Below are 22,548 nucleotides of genomic sequence, written 5' to 3' on the forward strand. Positions count from 1 at the left end.
ACGTAGTTGAACTGTAGTCGAAGTTGCCAAAGCACGCGCACCGTTGCGAACCCGTAAACCTCGTAACCATGACCGTTCAAGGGCATGGGGTTCAGGCGCAGGAGGGGGATTGGCGCTGGTGGCTGTGTATCGATTGCCCGAGGGTGCGGGAGCAAGTGTGTTGAACCGCTGATAAATACAGCGGCTCAACCCACTTTGCGGCAATCAGGCGGTGGTGCTGACCATCGAGCCCGACGTGCTGCTACCCTCTGCGGTGACGGCTTGCAATAGCGCCGAAGTCACCGTCTGCAACGCGGCAGAAGTGCCTGCAATTTGCGTTTGAGCCGCCGCCACAGCGGCAGCCTTGGCGTCTGCGCTCTGGTTGCTGGACTGGGCTTTCTGCAAGGCTTGCTGCTCTGCTTGAAGTTGCTTCTGCAACTGTTCGATCTGCTTTTTCAACTCCTTGACGGTATCTGACTCCGTCGAACTGGATGACGCCTGACTACCGCCGCCTGCACCCGCCGCACTTTTAGTCTCAGTGCTTGCGCCAGCAGTGGCGCTGCTGGAGGTAGCCGTCCTTTCGGTGGTCGCGGCATCCATCGAGCTGACAGTGCTTGGAGTGCTTGCTACGGAAGCGGTAGTGCTAATGTTGATAAGCATGCCAAATGTCCGAGTGTTGGAGGTTTGCGCCCTTTATCGGCCTGGCATTCAAATACTTTAGACAGCCCTTGATGCTTAGTCGCAACCGCCGAAAACAGCCAACATGGAGTAAGCGCAGAATTGCCGTACTGAGCTGGAGGTTTTACAAACGTTTTGCAAATCGCAGACAACAAAAAAGGGCTCACCTTTCGGTGAGCCCTTCTAGACCGCCCAGCAGAGCGGATTTTGTTTGGTAGGCGCGATTGGACTCGAACCAACGACCCCCACCATGTCAAGGTGGTGCTCTAACCAACTGAGCTACGTGCCTGCTGTGAGGCGGCATTCTACGGAATTGTGGAGGGGTGTCAACATCTTTTTTGCAGCTAACCCTATGAATATGCGAATTTTTTATTTGCGACCGACATACCGGCATTTTTCGCGTGGCTGGCAGGCAATTTTCAACTCAGGTAGGATCGGCGCACTCGTAAAAAATATAAAACAGAGGTTCCAGGATGGCGAACACCCCCTACCCCCAGTCGTATTACGCCGCTTCCGCGAATGCCGCTCCGCCGCGCCCGATGCTGCAGGGTGAAGTCGAAACCGACGTGTGTGTAATTGGTGCCGGCTATACCGGCCTCTCCAGTGCGCTGTTTCTGCTGGAAAACGGCTTTCGCGTGACGGTGCTGGAAGCCGCCAAGGTGGGCTTTGGTGCGTCAGGCCGTAATGGCGGGCAAATCGTCAACAGCTACAGCCGCGATATCGATGTGATCGAGCGCAGCGTCGGCCCTCAACAGGCACAGTTACTGGGGCAGATGGCGTTCGAAGGTGGCAGGATCATTCGCGAGCGGGTCGCCAAGTACCAGATCCAGTGTGATTTAAAGGACGGCGGCGTGTTCGCAGCACTCAACAGCAAACACATGGGCCATCTGGAGTCACAGAAGCGCCTGTGGGAACGCTATGGCCACACTCAACTGGAGTTGCTGCACGAGCGCCGCATCCGCGAGGTGGTTGCCTGCGACAACTATGTGGGCGGCCTGCTGGACATGAGTGGCGGTCACATCCACCCGCTCAACCTGGCACTCGGCGAAGCAGCGGCCGTGGAATCCCTTGGCGGCACAATCTATGAGCAATCGGCGGCAGTGCGTATCGAGCGCGGCGCCAACCCGGTAGTGCATACAGCCCAGGGCAAGGTGAGGGCCAAGTTCATCATCGTCGCGGGCAATGCCTATCTAGGCAATTTGGTGCCGGAGCTGGCCGCCAAGTCGATGCCCTGCGGTACGCAAGTCATCACCACGGCGCCGCTGGGAGATGAGCTGGCCAAGACCCTCCTCCCGCAGGATTACTGTGTGGAAGACTGCAACTACCTGCTCGACTACTACCGCCTGACAAGCGACAAGCGCCTGATCTTCGGCGGCGGCGTGGTATATGGCGCGCGCGACCCGGCAAATATCGAGGCAATCATCCGCCCGAAGATGCTCAAGGCATTCCCTCAGCTCAAGGATGTGAAGATCGACTATGCCTGGACCGGAAATTTCCTGCTGACCCTCTCGCGCCTGCCCCAGGTGGGGCGCCTGGGCGACAACATCTACTACTCACAGGGCTGCAGCGGCCATGGCGTGACGTACACCCATCTGGCAGGCAAAGTACTGGCTGAGGCACTGAGAGGCCAGGCAGAGCGTTTTGATGCGTTTGCCGACCTGCCGCACTACCCGTTCCCAGGCGGGCAACTGTTGCGCACGCCGTTTGCGGCGCTGGGGGCCTGGTACTACGGCTTGCGGGACAAACTGGGATTCTGACACTGCCACGGGAGCCGGCGCGCCGGCTCTTGCAACACGCCATCAAATCGCAGACACAAAAAACCCCGGTCTTTCGACCAGGGTCTTTGCTATCGGATCAAAGTAGCCAGAGGCTTGCTTTGTGCTCCAAGGCGTTCAGTGTGCCTTGAAGCAGATATGGCGCAGCGGACGGGACTCGAACCCGCGACCCCCGGCGTGACAGGCCGGTATTCTAACCGACTGAACTACCGCTGCGTATCGCTTGACCAGTTGAGCAAAACACCTCAACCGTCTTTTAAACATCTCATCAATCAGCCTTGGCTGTTCAATCTCAAGCCCGACAAGTCAGACCTGGAAAATATGGCGCAGCGGACGGGACTCGAACCCGCGACCCCCGGCGTGACAGGCCGGTATTCTAACCGACTGAACTACCGCTGCGCGTCGGTGCAACCTTTAACGTTGCGTCTTACCCGAAGGTAAAACTCTCAAGAAGTGGTGGGTGATGACGGGATCGAACCGCCGACCCTCTGCTTGTAAGGCAGATGCTCTCCCAGCTGAGCTAATCACCCTTTGCTTCGTTGAGGCCGCGAAATTTACGCAGGTAGCGGACCTAAGTCAATAGCCTGCTTGAAGTTTTTCTGAAAAAGACAAAATTGCTTCAAGACTGCACTACTCGCTGTAGATCATCTTCTTGCTCATGCCGCCGTCCACCACGAACTCTTGCCCGGTGACAAACCCGGCCTGGCGCGACAGCAGCCACGCCACCATTGCCGCAACGTCCTCGACCGTACCCACCCTGCCCGCCGGATGCTGGGCATGATCGGCATCAGTCAACGGCTCGGCACGCCGCGCCGCAGGATCACGGGCATCGATCCAGCCAGGGCTGACCGCGTTCACCCGCACCTCCGGCCCCAGGCTCATGGCCAAGGCATGAGTCAGGGCCAACAAGCCGCCCTTGCTCGCTGCGTAAGCCTCGGTATCGGGTTCAGATTGACGAGCCCGAGTCGACGCCAGGTTGACGATGGCCCCGCCGTGAGCGCGCAGGTACGGCGCACAGTGCTTGGCCAGCAACATCGGCCCGCTGAGATTCACCGCCAGCACGCGATTCCAGTAAGCCAGGTCGAGGCTTTCCAGAGTGATATTGCGCGGGTCAGCCACCGCCGCGTTACACACCAACGCGTCCAGGCGGCCGAATTGTCCGAGCACTTCAGCAACGCCCTGAGCGACCTGCTTCTCGTCGGCCACGTCCATGCTGATAAACCAGGCGTTCTCGCCCAGCACCTTGGACACCTTGGAGCCGCGCTCGCGGTCCAGGTCGGTCAACACCACTTGCCAGCCTTCACTGATCAGCCACGCGGCAATCCCAAGACCAATGCCCCGCGCAGCCCCTGTGACGAGCGCGACGCGGCCGTTAGTGGCCGCTGCAGCCTCCATGGACCACTCGATCACAAGGCAGCCAGCCCGCGGGCCAGGTCTGCCTGCAAGTCGGCGACATCTTCCAGACCGACCGCGATGCGGATCAGGCTGTCGCGGATACCGGCCGCTTCACGCTCCTGCGGCGCCAGGCGCCCGTGGGAGGTGGTGCTCGGGTGCGTGATGGTGGTCTTGCTGTCACCCAGGTTGGCGGTGATGGAGATCAAGCGCGTCGCATCGATAAAGCGCCAGGCACCCTCTTTGCCGCCCTTCACCTCAAAGCTCACCACGGCACCGAAACCACGCTGCTGGCGCTGGGCCAATTCGTGCTGCGGATGGCTCTTCAGGCCGGCGTAGTGCACTTTCTCGATACCGTCCTGCTGCTCCAGCCACTCGGCCAGGGCCTGGGCGTTGGCGCAATGAGCCTTCATGCGCAGGCTGAGGGTTTCCAGGCCCTTGAGGAAGATCCAGGCGTTGAACGGGCTCAACGTCGGGCCGGCAGTGCGCAAGAAGCCCACTACTTCCTTCATCTGCTCGCCGCGACCGGCAACCACGCCGCCCATGCAACGGCCTTGACCATCGATGAACTTGGTGGCCGAGTGCACAACGATATCGGCACCCAGCTTCAGCGGCTGCTGCAACGCCGGCGTACAGAAGCAATTGTCGACAACCAGCATCGCGCCCTTGGCGTGAGCCACTTCGGACAGCGCGGCGATATCCACCAGTTCGGCCAGCGGGTTGGATGGCGACTCGACGAACAGCAATTTGGTGTTGGCCTTGATTGCTGCGTCCCAGCCGGACAGATCCGCCAGAGGCACGTAGTCCACTTCGATACCGAAGCGCTTGAAGTACTTCTCGAACAGGCTGATGGTCGAACCAAACACGCTACGGGACACCAGCACGTGGTCGCCAGCACTGCACAGGCTCATCACCACCGCCAGGATCGCCGCCATGCCGGTGGCGGTGGCAACGGCTTGCTCAGCACCTTCCAGGGCCGCGATGCGCTCTTCGAACGCGCGCACGGTTGGATTGGTGTAGCGCGAATACACGTTGCCCGGCACTTCACCAGCAAAGCGCGCAGCGGCGTCAGCCGCGGTACGGAACACATAGCTGGAAGTGAAGAACATCGGATCACCGTGCTCACCTTCCGGAGTGCGGTGCTGGCCGGCACGCACAGCCAGGGTATCGAAAGCTACGCCATCGAGGTCGCTGTCCAACCGACCGGCATCCCATTCCTGACTCATGCTGCCACTCCTTACTCAATTCTTTATTTAAGATACAAAACCGGCCCCTCAGGGCCGGTGTTTACTCAGTTGTTGTACAGATCGATGATCGCGCTGACCGCTTGGGTCTTGATCTTCGACGAGTCATTACGCGCCTGCTCGATCTTGTTCAGGTAGGCCTCGTCGACGTCACCGGTCACGTACTTGCCGTCGAACACGGCGCAGTCGAACTCAGCGATCTTTATCTTGCCACCGCCGACCGCTTCGATCAGATCCGGCAGGTCCTGATAGATCAGCCAGTCGGCGCCGATCAGGTCAGCCACGTCCTGGGTAGTACGGTTGTGGGCGATCAGTTCGTGGGCGCTCGGCATGTCGATACCGTACACGTTCGGGTAACGCACGGCGGGCGCTGCGGAACAGAAGTACACGTTCTTCGCACCGGCTTCGCGGGCCATCTGGATGATCTGCTTGCAGGTGGTGCCACGTACGATGGAGTCATCCACCAGCATCACGTTCTTGCCGCGGAACTCCAGCTCGATGGCGTTGAGCTTCTGGCGCACCGACTTCTTGCGTGCAGCCTGGCCCGGCATGATGAAGGTACGGCCGATGTAGCGGTTCTTCACGAAGCCTTCGCGAAACTTGACGCCCAGGTGGTTGGCCAGTTCCAGCGCAGCGGTACGGCTGGTGTCCGGGATCGGGATCACCACGTCGATGTCGTGCTCAGGACGCTCGCGCAAGATCTTGTCGGCCAGCTTCTCGCCCATGCGCAGACGCGCCTTGTAGACCGAAACGCCGTCGATGATCGAATCCGGACGCGCCAGGTAGACGTGTTCGAAGATGCACGGGGTGAGCTTCGGCGCCACCGCGCACTGACGGGTGTGCAGCTTGCCGTCTTCAGTGATGTACACCGCTTCGCCCGGCGCGAGGTCGCGGATCAGGGTGAAGCCCAGCACGTCCAGGGACACGCTTTCGGACGCGATCATGTACTCGACGCCTTCGTCGGTGTGACGCTGGCCGAACACAATCGGGCGGATGCCGTGCGGGTCACGGAAGCCGACGATGCCATAGCCGGTGATCATCGCAACCACGGCATAACCACCGACGCAGCGGTTGTGCACGTCGATCACGGCGGCGAAGACGTCTTCTTCGGTCGGCTGCAGCTTGCCACGCTGTGCCAGCTCGTGGGCGAACACGTTAAGCAGTACTTCCGAATCGGAGCTGGTGTTGACGTGGCGCAGGTCAGATTCGTAAATCTCCTTGGCCAGTTGCTCAACGTTGGTCAGGTTGCCGTTGTGCGCCAGGGTGATGCCGTAAGGCGAGTTGACGTAAAACGGCTGAGCTTCGGCCGAAGTCGAGCTACCGGCAGTCGGATAACGCACATGGCCAATGCCCATGTGCCCGACCAGACGCTGCATGTGACGCTGATGGAACACGTCACGCACGAGCCCATTGTCCTTGCGCAGGAATAACCGGCCGTCGTGGCTGGTCACAATACCGGCAGCATCCTGGCCGCGGTGCTGGAGGACGGTTAGCGCGTCATACAGCGCCTGATTGACGTTCGACTTACCGACGATACCGACGATGCCACACATGCGACGCAACCCCTACTTAATGAATCTTGACTGAACACAGCTTACTGCGGCGTTTTGGCCGGCAAGAGGTGTTCCTTGAACGGAAGATCAGCGGGTACGCTGATTCCGCTGGCCAGCCACTGACTGCTCCACCCCAATATGAGGTTCTTGGACCAATCTGCAACCAATAGAAATTTTGGCACGAGTACCGACTCCTGCCACCACGAATCCTGCTGTACCGGCCCCAGGCTCAACAGCCCGACCGCCACGACCACCAGCAACGCGCCACGCGCGGCGCCGAAGGCCATGCCGAGAAATCGATCGGTCCCGGAGAGGCCAGTGACACGTATCAATTCGCCAATAAGATAATTGACCATTGCCCCCACCAGCAGCGTGGCGATGAACATGATGGCGCAGCCCGCGATGACGCGAGCCGAAGGTGTCTCTATGTATCCGGCCAGGTAGACAGACAGTGATCCACCGAACATCCAGGCTACGACTCCTGCGATGATCCACGTCAGCAACGACAGTGCTTCTTTAACGAAGCCGCGGCTTAGACTGATCAAAGCGGAGATGGCGACGATTGCAACAATCGCCCAGTCAACCCAGGTAAATGGCACGTTTGAGCCTACGGACGGATGAGGCGGCGCATTTTAGCAGAGCGCCGGGCTATCGGTAAGCGGTGATTGCGGCTGCTTTGCAAATCAATAGTTTGTGGTGAGCCAGCCCGATTTCAACCCCACCACAAAACCAATGTGGGAGGAGGCTTGCCCCCTCCCACATTTGATTGCATTCCAGGCTGACACCCTGCGAACTCAGCCGCGCTCAGGCTGAAACCGGGTAACAAATCCCTTCAGGTTCTGCTGACGATCCAGCAAGTCGCGCAGGCGATCCGCCTCGGCACGCTCGATCAACGGCCCGATGAATACGCGATTCTTGCCATCGGCACTGCGGATATAGGCGTTATAGCCCTGGGCACGCAGCTTCTTCTGCAAGGCATCGGCACCCTCGCGATTGCCCAGGCTGGCCACCTGGATCGACCAGCTGATCGGCAGGCCATTCGGGTCGATACGGCTCTGACCCACGTCCGGCTTGCCCGGCGCAGCGGGTTGCGGCGCCACCGGCTTGGGCGCAGGCACCGGAGCGGCCGGCTTGGCGGCTACAACAGGCGCCGGAGCGGGCTTGACCACTGGCACGCTCGGCTGCACAGGCGTGGACGGCGCTGCAATCTCTTCATCCACAGGCACAGGCGCTTCCTCGGGCAAGGCCTGAGGCTCAGGCACCACCACCGGCTCAACCTGCACCTGTGGCAACGCCGGCGCCTCGGGCGCAGCCGGGGCCTCGACAACTACCTGGCGCTGTTCGTCCTGACGGGAAAACAGCATCGGCAGGAAAATCACCGCCAGTGCCACCAGCACCAGGGCGCCGACCATTCGCTGCTTGTATGCGCTATCCAGTAATGCCATCTGCAGCTTCCTCCGTGGAGCGCCGGGCCAACCACTCAAGCGCCTCGGCAACACAATAAAATGATCCGAACAACAGAATCTCGTCCTCGGCCGTCGCTACCGCGCACTGCGCCTCCAGGGCGGCAGTTACGCTTGCATACGACGTCACGGGCGCACCAAGGTTCTGCAACGCCACTTCAAGCTCAACAGCCGGACGGCTGCGCGGAGTGTCCAGCGGTGCTACGGCCCACGCCTGCACATTGCCCAGCAACGGCGCAACCACGCCACCCAGATCCTTATCGGCAAGCAAACCAAAAACAGCAAGACGACGCCCCGCCGGCGGCGTGCGCGCCAGGCGTTGCGCCAGGTACTCGGCCGCATGGGGGTTATGGCCCACATCCAGCAGCAGGTTCAGGCGCTTGCCTTCCCACTCGAACGCACGACGATCCAAACGCCCCACCATACGGGTCGCCAGCAACGTCGCGGCAATCTGTTCAGCCTGCCAAGGCAGATCCAGCAGCAGATAGGCTTGCAGCGCCAGCGCGGCGTTTTCCATTGGCAGGTTCAGCAGCGGCAAGTCACGCAGCTCTACTGCCTGGCCGCGAGCATCGTGACCACGCCATTGCCAGTGTTGCGCACCAATTTCGAGATTGAAGTCGCGACCGCGTAGGAAAAACGGGCAATCCAGCTCGCGCACCTTGTCGAGCAAGGGTTGCGGCGGATCCAGGTCACCACACAATGCGGGCCTGCTCTGACGGAAAATCCCGGCCTTTTCGTAGGACACCGACTCGCGGGTATCACCCAAATAGTCAGCATGGTCCACACCAATGCTGGTAACCAACGCCAGGTCAGCATCCACCACGTTGACCGTGTCGAGACGCCCACCCAAGCCAACTTCCAGAACGACCACATCCAACCGCGCACGCTCGAACAGCCAGAACGCCGCCAGGGTGCCCATCTCGAAATAAGTCAGGGAGGTCTCGCCCCGGCCCGCATCCAGTGCGGCGAAGGCTTCGCAGAGCTGCTCATCAGTGGCTTCGACGCCATTGAGCTGCACCCGCTCGTTATAGCGCAGCAGGTGCGGTGAGCTGTACACGCCCACTTTCAGCCCTTGGGCTTGCAGCAGCGCGGCGACAAAGGCGCAGGTAGAGCCTTTGCCGTTGGTGCCGGTCACCGTGATCACACGCGGTGCCGGCCGGCCCAACCCGAGGCGGGCCGCTACCTGTTGCGAGCGCTCCAGGCCCATGTCGATGGCGGAAGGATGCAACTGCTCAAGGTAGGCGAGCCATTCGCCAAGGGTACGCTGGGTCATAGGTTCGCAGGCACCGGCGGCACGACGATCGGCTCGACTTTAGGCGCGACGTACACCGGCGTCGGCAGGCCCATCATTTGCGCCAGCAGGTTACCCAGACGCGGACGCAGTTCGCCGCGCGGGATGATCAGGTCGATAGCGCCGTGCTCCAGCAGGAACTCGCTGCGCTGGAAACCTTCCGGCAGTTTTTCGCGAACGGTCTGCTCGATCACGCGCGGACCGGCAAAGCCGATCAGGGCTTTTGGCTCGCCGACGATCACATCACCCAGCATTGCCAGGCTGGCGGAAACGCCACCGTAGACCGGGTCGGTCAGCACGGAGATGAACGGAATGCCTTCTTCACGCAGACGCGCCAGCACCGCAGAGGTCTTGGCCATTTGCATCAGGGAGATCAGGGCTTCCTGCATACGCGCACCACCGGAGGCGGCGAAGCAGATCATCGGGCAACGGTTTTCCAGGGCGTAGTTGGCGGCGCGAACAAAGCGCTCACCGACGATGGCCCCCATGGAGCCGCCCATGAAGGAAAACTCGAACGCCGAGACCACAACCGGCATGCCCAGCAACTTGCCACTGATGGAGATCAGTGCGTCTTTCTCACCGGTCTGCTTTTGCGCGCCGGTCAGGCGATCCTTGTACTTCTTGCCGTCGCGGAACTTGAGACGGTCCACCGGCTCCAGGTCAGCGCCCAGCTCGTTACGGCCGTCGGCGTCCAGGAAGATGTCGATGCGGGCGCGGGCGCCGATACGCATGTGGTGGTTGCACTTGGGGCAAACGTCCAGGGTCTTTTCCAGCTCCGGACGGTACAGCACCGCGTCGCAGGATGGGCATTTGTGCCACAGACCTTCAGGAACCGAGCTTTTTTTCACCTCGGAACGCATGATCGAAGGGATCAGTTTGTCTACTAACCAGTTGCTCATGCTTTCTTTCTCCAGTACCGGTGGCTTGAACACAGCCCCGCGTATGCCCTTGAGCTAAATTCATATGTGGCGATGACGCCAGCTGGACGGGGTCAGACGTTCGACCTGCCATTTCCAGCCTGCACCCTCAGCCTTCCAGACAACCTGCCCGTGCAGGTTTGCCACTTCATTTCCGGGCCACCTCAGGCGGCACCGGGCTGTTTTACACAGTGGTAGTTATGGACGGCGGCAGACTGCCAGCCGTCACATCCCGCGCACAGCCTGCATAAATGCGCGAATCTTGTCGTGATCCTTGATGCCCTTGCCCTGCTCCACCCCACCGCTGACGTCCACGGCATACGGGCGAACCTGTTCGATGGCCGCCGCGACATTCGCGGGGTTGAGCCCACCGGCCAGAATGATCGGCTTGCTCATTCCCTCGGGGATCAGCGACCAGTCGAACGCTTCGCCGGTACCACCGGGTACGCCTTCGACATAGGTGTCCAGCAAAATCCCGCGCGCGCCACCATAAGCTGCACACGCACCGGCGATATCGTCCCCGGCCTTGACGCGCAGCGCCTTGATGTACGGGCGTTGATAGCTTTCACATTCAACCGGGGTTTCGTCGCCATGAAACTGCAACATGTCCAACGGTACGGCGCCCAGGGTTTCATTGAGTTCGCAACGACTGGCATTGACGAACAAACCCACGGTGGTCACGAAGGGCGGCAATGCGGCGATGATCGCCCGCGCCTGCAACACATTCACCGCTCGCGGGCTCCTGGCATAAAACACGAAACCAATGGCATCCGCTCCCGCCTCGACTGCCGCCAGCGCATCTTCTATGCGGGTAATCCCGCAAATCTTGCTGCGAACGACGGACATAGCGCAGAAACTCCAGGGTTGGATCGAGAAAGTCCCGGATGGTAACAAAAGCTTTTCCGGGCGTCAGCCGCCAAGTTCGCTGAAACCCGTGAGGAAGTGTGGCCCGATAAATCGCTGGGGCAGTTCGAACTCGTCGCGATACTCCACATCCACCAGGTAAAGGCCAAATGGATGCGCCGTCACGCCGCCGGTCCGGCGAACCCTGCTCTCCAGCACTTCCTTCGCCCACTCGACCGGGCGCTCGCCGGTGCCGATGGTCATCAGCACTCCTGCGATATTGCGCACCATATGGTGCAGAAAAGCGCCGGCGCGGATATCCAGCACGATCATCTTGCCGTGGCGGGTCACCCGCAGGTGATGGACTTCCTTGATCGGCGACTTGGCCTGGCACTGACCGGCCCGGAACGCGCTGAAGTCATGCACCCCCACCAGATGCTGCGCGGCCTCGGCCATGCGCTCGGCGTCCAGCGGGCGATGGTTCCAGGTGATTTCTTCGTTGAGGTGCGCCGGGCGGATCTGGTCGTTGTAGATCACATAGCGGTAACGCCGGGCGATGGCCTTGAACCGCGCATGAAAATGCGCCGGCATGACCTTGGCCCAACTGACGCTGACGTCATGGGGCAAATTGATATTGGCGCCCATCACCCAAGCCTTCATGGTCCGCTCGGCCTGGGTATCGAAATGCACCACCTGGCCGCAGGCATGCACCCCTGCGTCGGTACGCCCGGCGCACATCAACGACACCGGCGAATCGGCGACTTTGGACAGGGCCTTTTCCAGGGTTTCCTGCACCGTCAGCACGCCCGACGCCTGGCGCTGCCAGCCGCGATAGCGTGAACCTTTGTATTCAACGCCCAGGGCGATGCGGTAAAAGCCTGCGGCCGCCATTTCGGCGGCTGCGTTATCTATATTTGCCAAGAACTGAGAGCCTGATGAGTTGCGCAAAGGCGGCCATTATAAATGCGGCGGCCGTGTGACGTGCGCTTTTGTTCAGGATTGACGCGGACCGAATGCCAGAGGGGGCTTGCTCCCGATAGCTGTGGGGTCAGCAACTAGCTGTGCTGAATGGCCCGGCGCTATCGGGGGCAAGCCCCCTCCCACCTGTGTGTTGTATCAGCCTTCAAATTCTACCGAGCATTTCCTTGGCCTCGCCGCGCTGAATCTCATCGCCTTCGGTGAGCACTTCGGAAAGGATATCCCGCGCTCCGTCCGCATCGCCCATGTCGATATAGGCTTGGGCCAGGTCCAGCTTGGTAGCGACCTCATTGGTGCCAGACAGGAAGTCGAACTCAGGCTCATCACCGCCAAGCGCCGCATCTTCAGCCGTGAAAGAAGGCTCGATGGAGGGATGTTCCAGGCTCTGGGACAGGCGATCCAGCTCGGCGTTGACATCGTCCAGCTCCGAGGCGAAAGCATCAGGCTTGGCCGCCGTTTGCGGCTCGTCCGCCAGGGACAGATCAAAATCTTCCGGCAGATCGAAGTCATCCAACGCTGCAGGCTTCAGCGTTGGCGGTTCGACAGCTGGAACGTCGTTCATCTGATCTTCAAGGCCAGACAGGAAGTCATCGTCGGACTGCGTTGACGACGGCGCATCCAACTGCAGGTCCAGGTCAAAGTCAGACAGGTCATCCGAGGCCGGCTTGGCGGCGGTTTGCTCTTTCAGAAGCGACTCGAACGTCTGTTGATCGTCCTTTATCTCGGCCGGTGAGGCAGCCTCCAGATCGTCCAGGCTCAGATCAAAATCACTGTCAAAAGCCTCCGGCTCTGGTGCAGCCGGCTTGTCTTCGAGCAGATCCTTGACGTACTGAGCATCCAGTGCCGCCGCAGCAACCGCCGCACTGACACCTGCCGCCAATACGGCCATCGCCGGGAAGCGCGCTTTGAGCTGCTCGACCTGGGCATGGTTTTCACCATTGGCCACGAGTTGGCGCTCCTGGGTTACGAAGCCGTCCTTGTCGCTTTGCAGGCCATAGACTTCCATCAGCTTCAAACGCAAGTCGCTGCGCTTGGGCTCGTGCTTGATCGCTTGCTCCAACACATCGGCAGCCTGGTTCAGGTGACCACGGTCGATATGGGACTGGGCTTGCGCCAAGGCATCGTTGGCATTCTGCGGGGCCACGGCAACAGCCAGTGGCGCGAGCACGGAGGCGACCGTTGGTACAACCACAGCAGGCTCAGCCACTGGCGCGGGCGCCGGAGCAGCGGCCAGCTTGACGTTCGGTGGCGGCACCTCAAGGCCCTCGAAACTGTCCGACGGCAGGTCGTGCTCGATATCCGAGGTGAATTCCGGTTCTTCGGCCAGCGCTCGCGCCATGCGCAGGTGCTTTTCCTCTTCGCGACGGGCGTTGCGATGGCGCGCCCACAGCAGCAGGAGCAACAAGACCACCAGGCCCGCTGCCCCCCCGATAACAGAGAGGACAACCGGGTTGGTCAGCAGGTCGTTGAACTTGCCTTCCGGGGCCTCGGCCTCGGTGGTGGCGACCGGTTTGGCCGCTTCCGGCGCGGGTGCCGGAGCGTCCGGTGTCGGCGCTGGCGCAGCGGTCTGTGCGGGGGCTGCCGGAGTGGACGCCGGGCCGCTGGCCAGCTGTGCAGGCATCGCTGTCACCGCCGTCGCCGGGTCGCCTTTCTCCGCCTGCAAACGAGCCAGTTGATCGTTCTTCAGTTGAATCAGCTTTTGCAGTTTATCCAGCTGGCTTTGCAGGTCCGCCGCACGACTCTTGAGTTCCTCGTTATCACGGCGAGTGGTATCCAACTGCTCCTGGGTCATCGCCAGCTTGTCGCTCAGGCCCTGGCTGTCGCCGGCCTTGCTCTTGCCGCCCTTCTTGGCGGCTTCTGCCGAGACCAGGCTCAGCTTGTCCTGGGCATTGGTGGTCGATGGCGCATTACCGGCCTGGGTACGCTTGGTGGCGTCCAGTTGTTGCTTGCCTGCGGCCTGATTGGAGGCCGTGCGACGCCCCTGGCGCCAGGCATCATTCTGCGCCCGGACTTCGGCAATCGCCTGGGGTTGCGGCAGTGCGGTGCTTTGTACGGTGTCCGGCAGGCGTAGCACCTGGCCGGTTTTCAAGCGGTTGATATTGCCGTCGATGAAGGCGCCGGGGTTCAGCGCCTGGATAGCCAGCATGGTCTGCTGCACCGAACCGCCATTGCGGTGCTTCTCGGCGATTTCCCAAAGGGTGTCGCGGGAGGTCGTGGTGTGCTGGGCCGGCTTGCTCGCGACAGGCGCGGCGCTGGCAGGTGCGCCCAAGCGTGGGGCTGGCGCCGCTGCGACCGGGCCCGGGGCAGACTGGTCAAATTTGGCCGGATCGAGCAGCACACTGTAGTCGCGCATCAATCGACCGTTTGGCCATTGCACCTGCAGCAGGAAACGCACATAGGAATCAGGCAGCGGCTTGCTGGAGGTGACACGCACCACGCTGCGACCATTGGCGTTGATCACCGGGGTAAATGTCAGGTCATTGAGGAATGCCTGGCGATCGACGCCAGCATCCACAAACGCCTGGGAGGACGCCAGGCTAGGCGTGATCTCGGACGCTGTGAGGCCGCCGACATCGAGCAATTCGATTTCCACCGACAAGGGCTGGTTCAACTTCGACTTGAGGGTCATTTCCCCCAGCTGCAGCGCCTGCGCCATACCGGAGGACAGCGCCGAGGCGGCCGCTATTGCTAACACCAGTTTGCGAACTTGAACCATAGCCTCATCCTTTGTCTGAACACTCCCCGGCCTGCGAGAAGGTTGGTAACCGCTTGCCATAAGGCATGGCGAGCCGATAGGTTACCGACACGCTTCTGTTGCACTTCGGACCAAGCATAGCGCCTGGCTAGAATCAATCTACAAATTGACGCCAAGTATCTTTTACGCAAGGCCTTTTATCAACAACTGCGCCAGCTGCACCGCGTTAAGTGCGGCACCTTTGCGTACGTTATCTGACGTCAGCCACAGATTTAGTTCCGCCGGGTCGTCCACGCCAGCACGAACCCGGCCGACATAGACCACATCCTGGCCGACCGCATCGCCCACGGCTGTCGGGTAATCGCCCTCCTCCACCAGCTCTACACCCGCAGCGGCATCAAGGGCCAGGTTGACCGCAGCCAGGTCGACCGGTGCGGCCAATTGCAACGACACCGTCAGGCTATCGCCAAAAAACACCGGAGCTTGAACGCAGGTTGCTGAAATCTTCAGCGACGGTAATTCAAGCACTGTGCGCAGTTCGTGTACGAGACGCTTCTCCAAGGCTGTATGACCTTGCGCATCTGGCGTGCCGACTTGTGCCAATAGGTTGAAGGCCATTTGCCGGTCGAAGAACTTCGGCTCCAGCGGGCGTACGTTCAACAACTCGGCGGTCTGACGGGCCAGTTCGCTCACGGCTTCACGCCCTTGAGCAGACACCGCCAGGTTGGCCGTGACGCTGACACGCTGGATATCCAGCAAGCCACGCAGCGGCGCCAGCACCACCGCAAGGTTAGTCGCGGACGGGCTTGGGCTGCCGAGTTGGAACGGTTTTTTCAATCCCTTCAGGACATGGGCATTGGCTTCCGGCACCACCTGTGGCGCCTGCTCGGCGGGCAAGGCACCGGACAGATCGATCACCGAACAGCCGGCCGCCGTCGCACGTGGTGCGAAACTCAGGGTGACGGCGGGGCCGGCGGCGAAGAACGCCAGTTGCACCTTGCTGAAATCGAACTCATCAACCTCCTTGACCCGCACATTCTTGCCGCGAAAGGGCACCGAGGCACCGGCGGAATTATTGCCGGCCAGCAGGTACAGGGTGCCCACCGGGAATGCCAGTTCTTCGAGAATCTGCACCAGGGTTTCGCCAACAGTACCGGTGGCGCCGATCACGGCGATTTCAAAGGTCTGGGTCATGGGGGCTGCCTCGGGCATTGCGGGGGGAGCGGCACTTTACCGGGTGGCCGGGGGTGAGGCAATTAACCTGGGTTTTATGGTGTGGCTGATGGCCCTATCGGGGGCAAGCCCCCTCCCACCGAAATGTGGGAGGGGGCTTGCCCCCGATAGGGCCGAAAGAACAACAAAAAACCCGCGCCTGTCACCAGAGCGCGGGTTTCTCTTACTGCCTCAAGCGATCAACGCTCCAGCAAAATCCGCAGCATGCGACGCAACGGCTCAGCCGCGCCCCACAGCAGCTGGTCGCCAACCGTAAAGGCGCCGAGGAACTGACTGCCCATGTTCAGCTTGCGCAGACGGCCAACCGGTACATTCAGGGTGCCGGTGACCTTGGTCGGGCTCAGCTCCTGCATGCTGATATCGCGGTTGTTCGGCACCAGCTTGACCCACGGGTTGTGCTGGCTGATCAGCCCTTCGATATCGGCGATCGGCACGTCTTTGTTCAGCTTGATGGTCAGCGCCTGGCTGTGGCAGCGCATCGCGCCGATGCGCACGCAGATGCCGTCGACCGGGATCGGGCTCTTGAAACGACCGAGGATCTTGTTGGTTTCGGCCTGGGCCTTCCACTCTTCGCGGCTCTGACCGTTCGGCAGTTCCTTGTCGATCCACGGAATCAGGCTGCCAGCCAATGGCACACCGAAGTTCTCGGTCGGGTAGGCGTCGCTGCGCATGGCTTCGGCCACACGGCGATCGATGTCGAGGATCGCGCTGGCCGGGTCGGCCAGTTGATCGGCGACTGCAGCGTGGGTCGCGCCCATCTGCTTGATCAGCTCACGCATGTTCTGCGCGCCGGCACCGGAGGCCGCCTGATAGGTCATGGCGCTCATCCACTCGACCAGACCCGCTTCGAACAGGCCACCGAGGCCCATCAGCATCAGGCTGACGGTGCAGTTGCCGCCGACGTAGTTCTTGGTGCCCGCATCCAGCTGCTGGTCGATGACCTTGCGGTTTACCGGGTCGAGGATGATCACCGCATCGTCCTGCATACGCAGGCTCGACGCGGCGTCGATCCAGTAACCCTGCCAGCCGGCTTCGCGCAGTTTCGGGAAGACTTCGCTGGTGTAGTCGCCACCCTGGCAGGTCACGATCACGTCGAGTGTCTTCAACTCGTCAATGCTGTAGGCATCCTTGAGCGGGGCAATATCCTTGCCCACGGACGGCCCTTGGCCACCCACGTTCGACGTGGTGAAAAACACCGGCTCAATAAGATCGAAATCCTGCTCTTCCAGCATCCGCTGCATGAGCACGGAACCGACCATACCGCGCCAACCGATCAGACCTACACGTTTCATCGCAACTACACCTTGTTAAAAAGTGGGCCGCCTTGCAGCAACAACTGCAAGCGGGCCCGAGAGATTACAGATTCCGCAGCGCGGCGACTACTGCGTCGCCCATTTCTTGCGTACCGACTTTGGTGCAACCCTGCGACCAGATGTCGCCAGTGCGCAAACCCTGGTCCAGCACCAGGCTCACGGCCTTCTCGATCGCGTCCGCCGCATTGCTCAGGTTGAAGCTGTAGCGCAGCATCATCGAGACCGACAAGATGGTCGCCAGCGGGTTGGCAATGCCCTGGCCCGCGATGTCCGGCGCCGAACCGTGGCAAGGCTCGTACATGCCCTTGTTGTTAGTGTCCAGGGACGCCGACGGCAGCATGCCGATGGAGCCAGTGAGCATCGACGCCTGGTCGGACAGGATGTCGCCGAACAGGTTGTCGGTCACGATCACGTCGAACTGCTTCGGCGCACGCACCAGTTGCATCGCGGCGTTGTCGACGTACATGTGGCTCAGTTCGACGTCCGGGTAGTCCTTGGCCACTTCTTCGACGATTTCGCGCCACAGTTGGCTGGACGCCAGTACGTTGGCTTTATCCACCGAGCAGACCTTTTTGCCACGCACGCGGGCCATGTCGAAACCGACACGGGCGATACGACGGATTTCGCTCTCGCTGTATGGCAGGGTGTCGTAGGCCTGGCGCTCGCCATTCTCCAACTCACGCACACCGCGTGGCGAGCCGAAATAGATACCGCCGGTCAGTTCCCGCACGATCAGGATATCCAGGCCCGCGACCACTTCGGGCTTGAGGCTCGACGCATCAGCCAGTTGCGGGTAAAGGATCGCCGGTCGCAGGTTGCCGAACAGGCCCAGTTGCGCGCGGATTTTCAGCAGGCCGCGCTCAGGACGGATGTCACGTTCGATCTTGTCCCACTTCGGACCACCCACGGCGCCGAGCAGCACGGCGTCGGCGGCGCGGGCGCGGTCCAGGGTTTCGTCGGCCAGGGGCACGCCGTGCTTGTCGATGGCTGCGCCGCCGATCACGTCGTGGCTCAGTTCGAAGCCCAGGCTGTACTTGCTGTTGGCAAGTTCCAGGACCTTGACCGCTTCGGCCATGATTTCCGGACCAATACCGTCGCCAGGGAGAATCAGAATCTGCTTGCTCATGGGTTCCTCATTTCATCAAGCGACCCGCCCGTGGGCAGGTCGGGAAAAATAACTAGCGCTCGGCCCAGACCACCAGCACGTCGGTGCTGAAGGTGCCGTCGGCTTGAATCTCGTAATAGTCACGCACTTCCTGGCCCATCGCCTGTTGCAGCTCCAGGATCGCGGCGCGCAGGACTTGCGGCGTGCGCATACGCTCGACCCATGAGGTGTATTCCAGGCGCAGGCGCTGGCGACTGCTGTTGCGCACATGCAGACCGGCCTCGCTGAGCTGACGCATCCACTCGGCAGCAGAGTAATCGCGCACGTGGCTGGTGTCCCTCAGCACTTCGACGGTTTGCAGGTAAGTGTCCAACAGCGGGCTGCCCGGTGACAACACATCAACGAAGGCCGCCACGCCGCCCGGTTTGAGCACGCGACGCACTTCACGCAGGGCCAGGCCGAGGTCGCTCCAGTGGTGGGCCGAGTAGCGGCTGAACACAAAGTCGAACTCGCCGTCGGCAAACGGCAGGCGTTCTGCGGCGCCGTTGACAGTGCTGATATTGGTGAAGCCGCGATCTTGCGCAGCGGCGGCCACCACGTCGAGCATCTGCTGGGACAGGTCGTAGGCCACCACTTCTTTAACCAGCGGTGCCACATGAAAGCTGACATGACCGGCGCCGCAGCCCAGGTCCAGCAGGCGTGCACCGCCCTGCCCGGCCAGTTCGGCCTGGAGCAGCGCAAATTCGCTGCCTTGGGCGTGCACGGCACTGCTGAGGTAGGCAGAGGCCTGTTCGCCGAATTGTTTTTGCACGACTTGGGTGTGGGCGGTGCTGGTCATGGTGGTTTTCCTTGGGTTTTGGGGTGGCTGTACGGGCGCTATCGCAGGCAAGCCAGCTCCCACATCGATCGGTGTTCTCCTGAACAACTCGGTCAACTGTGGAAGCGGGCTTGCCCGCGATGGGGCCCGCACGGTTACCGCAAATCAGGCATCGCGAAACAACCAAGGCTGGCTAGCCCGGTGCTTGGCCTCAAACGCTGCAATCGCATCGCCGTCCTGCAAGGTCAGGCCGATATCATCCAGGCCGTTGATCAGGCAGTGCTTACGGAACGCATCCACTTCAAAGTGATACACCTTGCCATCCGGACGGGTCACGGTTTGCGCGGCCAGGTCGACAGTCAGCTGGTAGCCCACGTCGGCTTCGACTTGCTTGAACAGCTCGTCGACTTCTTCGTCGGTCAAGATGATCGGCAACAGGCCATTCTTGAAGCTGTTGTTGAAGAAGATATCGGCGTAGCTCGGCGCGATGATGCTGCGAAAGCCATATTCTTCCAGGGCCCACGGCGCGTGCTCACGGCTGGAGCCGCAACCGAAGTTTTCCCGGGCCAGCAGCACGCTGGCGCCCTGGTAACGTTCGGCGTTGAGCACGAAGTCCTTGTTCAGCGGGCGCTTGGAGTTGTCCTGGTAGGCATAGCCCACGTCCAGGTAGCGCCACTCGTCGAACAGGTTGGGGCCAAAACCGGTGCGCTTGATCGACTTCAAGAACTGCTTGGGGATGATCTGGTCGGTGTCCACGTTGGCACGGTCCAACGGCGCGACAAGACCTGTGTGTTGGGTAAAAGCTCTCATCGGGTATTCCTCAGATCAATTCGCGAACGTCGATGAAACGACCGTTGACGGCAGCGGCAGCGGCCATGGCCGGGCTGACCAGGTGGGTACGCCCACCAGCGCCCTGACGCCCTTCGAAGTTACGGTTGGAGGTCGACGCGCAATGCTCGCCCGACTCCAGGCGGTCCGGGTTCATCGCCAGGCACATCGAACAGCCCGGCTCACGCCATTCAAAACCGGCTTCGAGGAAGATTTTGTCCAGGCCTTCGGCTTCGGCTTGCGCTTTGACCAAGCCAGAACCCGGCACCACGATGGCTTGCTTGATGGTCGAGGCTACCTTGCGGCCCTTGGCGATCACCGCGGCGGCGCGCAGGTCTTCGATCCGCGAGTTGGTGCAGGAACCGATGAACACACGATCCAACTGGATGTCGGTGATTGCCTGGTTGGCTTTCAACCCCATGTACTTCAAGGCGCGCTCGATGGAGCCGCGCTTGACCAAATCGGCCTCTTGGGCCGGGTCCGGCACGTTCTGGTCGACGGCCAGGACCATTTCCGGGGAAGTGCCCCAACTGACTTGCGGCTTGATCTGGGCTGCGTCGAGCTCGACCACGGTATCGAACACCGCGTCGGCGTCGGAGACCAGGTCCTTCCAGGCCTCAACGGCGGCATCCCAATCGGCGCCGGCCGGGGCGAAAGGACGACCCTTGACGTATTCGACGGTCTTTTCGTCCGCCGCCACCATGCCCACACGGGCACCGGCTTCGATGGACATGTTGCAGATGGTCATGCGGCCTTCGATGGACAGGTCGCGAATCGCACTGCCGGCGAATTCGATGGCATGGCCGTTACCGCCGGCGGTGCCGATCTTGCCGATCACGGCGAGCACGATGTCCTTGGCGGTCACGCCAAACGGCAAGGTGCCTTCGACCGAGACCAGCATGTTCTTCATTTTCTTGGCGACCAGGCACTGGGTGGCGAACACGTGTTCGACCTCCGAGGTGCCGATGCCGTGGGCCAAAGCGCCGAAGGCACCGTGGGTGGACGTGTGGGAGTCGCCGCAGACCACGGTCATGCCCGGCAAGGTGGCACCCTGCTCCGGGCCGATCACGTGGACGATGCCTTGACGCACGTCATTCATCTTGAATTCGGTGATGCCATATTCGTCGCAATAGTCGTCGAGGGTCTGTACCTGCAAGCGCGACACGGTGTCGACGATGGCGTCGATACCGCCCTTGCGCTCAGGGGTGGTCGGCACGTTGTGGTCCGGGGTGGCAATGATCGAGTCGACGCGCCAAGGCTTGCGCCCCGCCAGTCGCAGGCCTTCGAACGCTTGGGGCGAGGTCACTTCATGGATGATGTGACGGTCGATATAGATCAGCGACGACCCATCATCGCGCCGTTTCACTTCATGGGAATCCCAAAGCTTGTCGTAAAGCGTTTTGCCGGCCATCAGTCGGTCCTCATCAGCGGTATTTCATGCGCCGGGCTTTTCAATAACCCTTTGGCTTGTGAGGCTGATGGTATGGCGCTACATTAAATAACTCAAATTCATATTTTTTATGCTTTGGATTACCAACTGGAATACCACCATGGACTTGGCCAATCTTAATGCCTTTATCGCCATCGCCGAGATCGGCAGCTTTTCCGGCGCCGGTGAACGCCTGCACCTGACCCAACCAGCCATCAGCAAACGCATCGCCGGCCTGGAGCAGCAATTGAAGGTGCGCTTGTTTGATCGCCTGGGCCGCGAAGTCGGCCTGACCGAGGCCGGGCGCGCCCTGCTGCCCCGCGCTTACCAGATTCTCAACGTGCTCGACGACACCCGCCGTGCCCTCACCAACCTCACCGGCGAAGTCAGCGGGCGGCTCACATTGGCCACCAGCCACCATATCGGCCTGCACCGCTTGCCGCCGATCCTGCGCACGTTCACCCGCGAATACCCGAACGTGGCGCTGGATATTCAGTTTCTCGATTCGGAAGTGGCCTACGAAGAAATCCTCCACGGGCGCGCCGAAGTGGCGGTGATCACCCTCGCACCGGACCCTCACAACCTGGTACGCGCAACGCCGGTGTGGGACGACCCGCTGGATTTTGTGGTGGCGCCCGAACATAGCCTGATCAGTAACGGCTCTATCAGCCTGGCGGATATTGCCGGCCACCCGGCGGTTTTCCCTGGCGGCAACACCTTTACCCACCATATTGTCAGCCGGCTGTTCGAGGCCCAGGGCCTGACGCCAAACATCGCGATGAGCACTAACTACCTGGAAACCATCAAGATGATGGTGTCCATCGGCCTGGCCTGGAGCGTGTTGCCGCGCACCATGCTCGATGATCAGGTGGCAAGTATCGCTTTGCCGGGCATACAACTCAGTCGCCAGCTAGGCTATATCGTGCACACCGAAAGGACGCTGTCGAACGCTGCGCGGGCTTTCATGAGCCTATTGGATGCACAGGTGGATCTGCCAGGAATGCCGGCATGACGC

19 protein-coding genes and 4 tRNA genes are annotated in these 22,548 nt (G+C 61.1%); 2 read left to right on the top strand and 21 right to left on the bottom strand.

The window, feature by feature from the left end:
• Window positions 1-204: 204 nt before the first annotated feature.
• Complete coding sequence (locus tag NDJ82_RS01950) at window positions 205-639, bottom strand: hypothetical protein (RefSeq protein ID WP_250924852.1); 435 nt, start codon at window positions 637-639, stop codon at window positions 205-207.
• A gap of 230 nt (window positions 640-869) precedes the next feature.
• Window positions 870-946 (bottom strand) — tRNA-Val (locus NDJ82_RS01955).
• A gap of 184 nt (window positions 947-1,130) precedes the next feature.
• Here NDJ82_RS01955 and NDJ82_RS01960 point away from each other — a divergent pair.
• Complete coding sequence (locus NDJ82_RS01960) at window positions 1,131-2,414, top strand: NAD(P)/FAD-dependent oxidoreductase (protein WP_250924853.1); 1,284 nt, start codon at window positions 1,131-1,133, stop codon at window positions 2,412-2,414.
• 157 nt (window positions 2,415-2,571) lie between these two features.
• Here the strand turns inward: NDJ82_RS01960 and NDJ82_RS01965 are convergent.
• The 19 genes from NDJ82_RS01965 to leuC form a co-directional block, all read right to left on the bottom strand.
• A tRNA-Asp gene (locus tag NDJ82_RS01965) sits at window positions 2,572-2,648 on the bottom strand.
• A gap of 106 nt (window positions 2,649-2,754) precedes the next feature.
• A tRNA-Asp gene (locus tag NDJ82_RS01970) sits at window positions 2,755-2,831 on the bottom strand.
• Between the two features lie 55 nt (window positions 2,832-2,886).
• Window positions 2,887-2,962: transfer RNA gene (locus NDJ82_RS01975), tRNA-Val, on the bottom strand.
• A 100-nt stretch (window positions 2,963-3,062) separates the two neighbouring features.
• The gene (locus NDJ82_RS01980) at window positions 3,063-3,827 is read right to left on the bottom strand and encodes an SDR family oxidoreductase (RefSeq protein WP_099583997.1); all 765 of its coding nucleotides are present in this window, start codon (window positions 3,825-3,827) and stop codon (window positions 3,063-3,065) included.
• A gap of 11 nt (window positions 3,828-3,838) precedes the next feature.
• A complete protein-coding gene (locus NDJ82_RS01985) occupies window positions 3,839-5,050 on the bottom strand; it encodes an O-succinylhomoserine sulfhydrylase (RefSeq protein ID WP_099583998.1) in 1,212 nt (403 codons plus the stop codon).
• A 65-nt stretch (window positions 5,051-5,115) separates the two neighbouring features.
• Window positions 5,116-6,621 carry an amidophosphoribosyltransferase gene (gene purF, locus NDJ82_RS01990; protein WP_099583999.1) on the bottom strand — a complete coding sequence of 502 codons (1,506 nt, stop codon included), beginning with the start codon at window positions 6,619-6,621 and terminating at the stop codon, window positions 5,116-5,118.
• 41 nt (window positions 6,622-6,662) lie between these two features.
• Complete coding sequence (locus tag NDJ82_RS01995) at window positions 6,663-7,220, bottom strand: CvpA family protein (RefSeq protein ID WP_003192538.1); 558 nt, start codon at window positions 7,218-7,220, stop codon at window positions 6,663-6,665.
• 195 nt (window positions 7,221-7,415) lie between these two features.
• Window positions 7,416-8,066 (bottom strand): SPOR domain-containing protein, encoded by a 651-nt coding sequence (locus tag NDJ82_RS02000; RefSeq protein WP_191946499.1) that lies wholly within the window; start codon window positions 8,064-8,066, stop codon window positions 7,416-7,418.
• Window positions 8,050-9,357: a bifunctional tetrahydrofolate synthase/dihydrofolate synthase gene (folC, locus tag NDJ82_RS02005; RefSeq protein ID WP_112196247.1), complete on the bottom strand. Its 1,308-nt coding sequence runs from the start codon at window positions 9,355-9,357 to the stop codon at window positions 8,050-8,052. Before folC ends, NDJ82_RS02000 begins: the two co-directional genes overlap by 17 nt.
• The gene (gene accD, locus NDJ82_RS02010; RefSeq protein WP_099584002.1) at window positions 9,354-10,274 is read right to left on the bottom strand and encodes an acetyl-CoA carboxylase, carboxyltransferase subunit beta; all 921 of its coding nucleotides are present in this window, start codon (window positions 10,272-10,274) and stop codon (window positions 9,354-9,356) included. Before accD ends, folC begins: the two co-directional genes overlap by 4 nt.
• Window positions 10,275-10,517: 243 nt before the next feature.
• Complete coding sequence (locus tag NDJ82_RS02015; RefSeq protein ID WP_250924854.1) at window positions 10,518-11,138, bottom strand: phosphoribosylanthranilate isomerase; 621 nt, start codon at window positions 11,136-11,138, stop codon at window positions 10,518-10,520.
• A gap of 63 nt (window positions 11,139-11,201) precedes the next feature.
• Window positions 11,202-12,026 (bottom strand): tRNA pseudouridine(38-40) synthase TruA, encoded by an 825-nt coding sequence (gene truA / locus NDJ82_RS02020; RefSeq protein ID WP_099584004.1) that lies wholly within the window; start codon window positions 12,024-12,026, stop codon window positions 11,202-11,204.
• 232 nt (window positions 12,027-12,258) lie between these two features.
• Window positions 12,259-14,829, bottom strand: a complete 2,571-nt coding sequence (locus NDJ82_RS02025; protein WP_250924855.1) for a FimV/HubP family polar landmark protein — start codon at window positions 14,827-14,829, stop codon at window positions 12,259-12,261.
• A gap of 162 nt (window positions 14,830-14,991) precedes the next feature.
• Window positions 14,992-16,002 (bottom strand): aspartate-semialdehyde dehydrogenase, encoded by a 1,011-nt coding sequence (locus NDJ82_RS02030; protein WP_112196250.1) that lies wholly within the window; start codon window positions 16,000-16,002, stop codon window positions 14,992-14,994.
• Between the two features lie 218 nt (window positions 16,003-16,220).
• Window positions 16,221-17,333 carry an aspartate-semialdehyde dehydrogenase gene (gene asd / locus NDJ82_RS02035; RefSeq protein WP_032888280.1) on the bottom strand — a complete coding sequence of 371 codons (1,113 nt, stop codon included), beginning with the start codon at window positions 17,331-17,333 and terminating at the stop codon, window positions 16,221-16,223.
• Between the two features lie 64 nt (window positions 17,334-17,397).
• Window positions 17,398-18,480, bottom strand: coding sequence for a 3-isopropylmalate dehydrogenase (gene leuB, locus NDJ82_RS02040; protein ID WP_250924856.1), 1,083 nt, complete (start codon window positions 18,478-18,480; stop codon window positions 17,398-17,400).
• A gap of 52 nt (window positions 18,481-18,532) precedes the next feature.
• The gene (locus tag NDJ82_RS02045) at window positions 18,533-19,297 is read right to left on the bottom strand and encodes a class I SAM-dependent methyltransferase (RefSeq protein ID WP_112196251.1); all 765 of its coding nucleotides are present in this window, start codon (window positions 19,295-19,297) and stop codon (window positions 18,533-18,535) included.
• Between the two features lie 144 nt (window positions 19,298-19,441).
• Window positions 19,442-20,086: a 3-isopropylmalate dehydratase small subunit gene (gene leuD, locus NDJ82_RS02050; protein WP_032888286.1), complete on the bottom strand. Its 645-nt coding sequence runs from the start codon at window positions 20,084-20,086 to the stop codon at window positions 19,442-19,444.
• Window positions 20,087-20,096: 10 nt separating this feature from the next.
• A complete protein-coding gene (leuC, locus tag NDJ82_RS02055) occupies window positions 20,097-21,515 on the bottom strand; it encodes a 3-isopropylmalate dehydratase large subunit (protein WP_112196252.1) in 1,419 nt (472 codons plus the stop codon).
• 139 nt (window positions 21,516-21,654) lie between these two features.
• Here leuC and NDJ82_RS02060 point away from each other — a divergent pair, with 139 nt between their 5' ends.
• Complete coding sequence (locus NDJ82_RS02060) at window positions 21,655-22,545, top strand: LysR family transcriptional regulator (RefSeq protein WP_099584009.1); 891 nt, start codon at window positions 21,655-21,657, stop codon at window positions 22,543-22,545.
• The last annotated feature ends 3 nt before the right edge of the window (window positions 22,546-22,548 follow it).

This window comes from Pseudomonas sp. SR18 (genome assembly GCF_023701505.1).
In the GTDB taxonomy this organism is placed as follows: domain Bacteria; phylum Pseudomonadota; class Gammaproteobacteria; order Pseudomonadales; family Pseudomonadaceae; genus Aquipseudomonas; species Aquipseudomonas cyclaminis.

What these genes read in the sequence shown, in the direction of transcription:
- NDJ82_RS01950 (WP_250924852.1), bottom strand. Translation starts at nt 639, where the DNA reads ATGCTTATCAACATTAGCACTACCGCTTCCGTAGCAAGCACTCCAAGC.
- NDJ82_RS01960 (WP_250924853.1), top strand. Translation starts at nt 1,131, where the DNA reads ATGGCGAACACCCCCTACCCCCAGTCGTATTACGCCGCTTCCGCGAAT.
- NDJ82_RS01980 (WP_099583997.1), bottom strand. Translation starts at nt 3,827, where the DNA reads ATGGAGGCTGCAGCGGCCACTAACGGCCGCGTCGCGCTCGTCACAGGG.
- NDJ82_RS01985 (WP_099583998.1), bottom strand. Translation starts at nt 5,050, where the DNA reads ATGAGTCAGGAATGGGATGCCGGTCGGTTGGACAGCGACCTCGATGGC.
- purF (WP_099583999.1), bottom strand. Translation starts at nt 6,621, where the DNA reads ATGTGTGGCATCGTCGGTATCGTCGGTAAGTCGAACGTCAATCAGGCG.
- NDJ82_RS02000 (WP_191946499.1), bottom strand. Translation starts at nt 8,066, where the DNA reads ATGGCATTACTGGATAGCGCATACAAGCAGCGAATGGTCGGCGCCCTG.
- folC (WP_112196247.1), bottom strand. Translation starts at nt 9,357, where the DNA reads ATGACCCAGCGTACCCTTGGCGAATGGCTCGCCTACCTTGAGCAGTTG.
- accD (WP_099584002.1), bottom strand. Translation starts at nt 10,274, where the DNA reads ATGAGCAACTGGTTAGTAGACAAACTGATCCCTTCGATCATGCGTTCC.
- NDJ82_RS02015 (WP_250924854.1), bottom strand. Translation starts at nt 11,138, where the DNA reads ATGTCCGTCGTTCGCAGCAAGATTTGCGGGATTACCCGCATAGAAGAT.
- truA (WP_099584004.1), bottom strand. Translation starts at nt 12,026, where the DNA reads ATGGCGGCCGCAGGCTTTTACCGCATCGCCCTGGGCGTTGAATACAAA.
- NDJ82_RS02025 (WP_250924855.1), bottom strand. Translation starts at nt 14,829, where the DNA reads ATGGTTCAAGTTCGCAAACTGGTGTTAGCAATAGCGGCCGCCTCGGCG.
- NDJ82_RS02030 (WP_112196250.1), bottom strand. Translation starts at nt 16,002, where the DNA reads ATGACCCAGACCTTTGAAATCGCCGTGATCGGCGCCACCGGTACTGTT.
- asd (WP_032888280.1), bottom strand. Translation starts at nt 17,333, where the DNA reads ATGAAACGTGTAGGTCTGATCGGTTGGCGCGGTATGGTCGGTTCCGTG.
- leuB (WP_250924856.1), bottom strand. Translation starts at nt 18,480, where the DNA reads ATGAGCAAGCAGATTCTGATTCTCCCTGGCGACGGTATTGGTCCGGAA.
- NDJ82_RS02045 (WP_112196251.1), bottom strand. Translation starts at nt 19,297, where the DNA reads ATGACCAGCACCGCCCACACCCAAGTCGTGCAAAAACAATTCGGCGAA.
- leuD (WP_032888286.1), bottom strand. Translation starts at nt 20,086, where the DNA reads ATGAGAGCTTTTACCCAACACACAGGTCTTGTCGCGCCGTTGGACCGT.
- leuC (WP_112196252.1), bottom strand. Translation starts at nt 21,515, where the DNA reads ATGGCCGGCAAAACGCTTTACGACAAGCTTTGGGATTCCCATGAAGTG.
- NDJ82_RS02060 (WP_099584009.1), top strand. Translation starts at nt 21,655, where the DNA reads ATGGACTTGGCCAATCTTAATGCCTTTATCGCCATCGCCGAGATCGGC.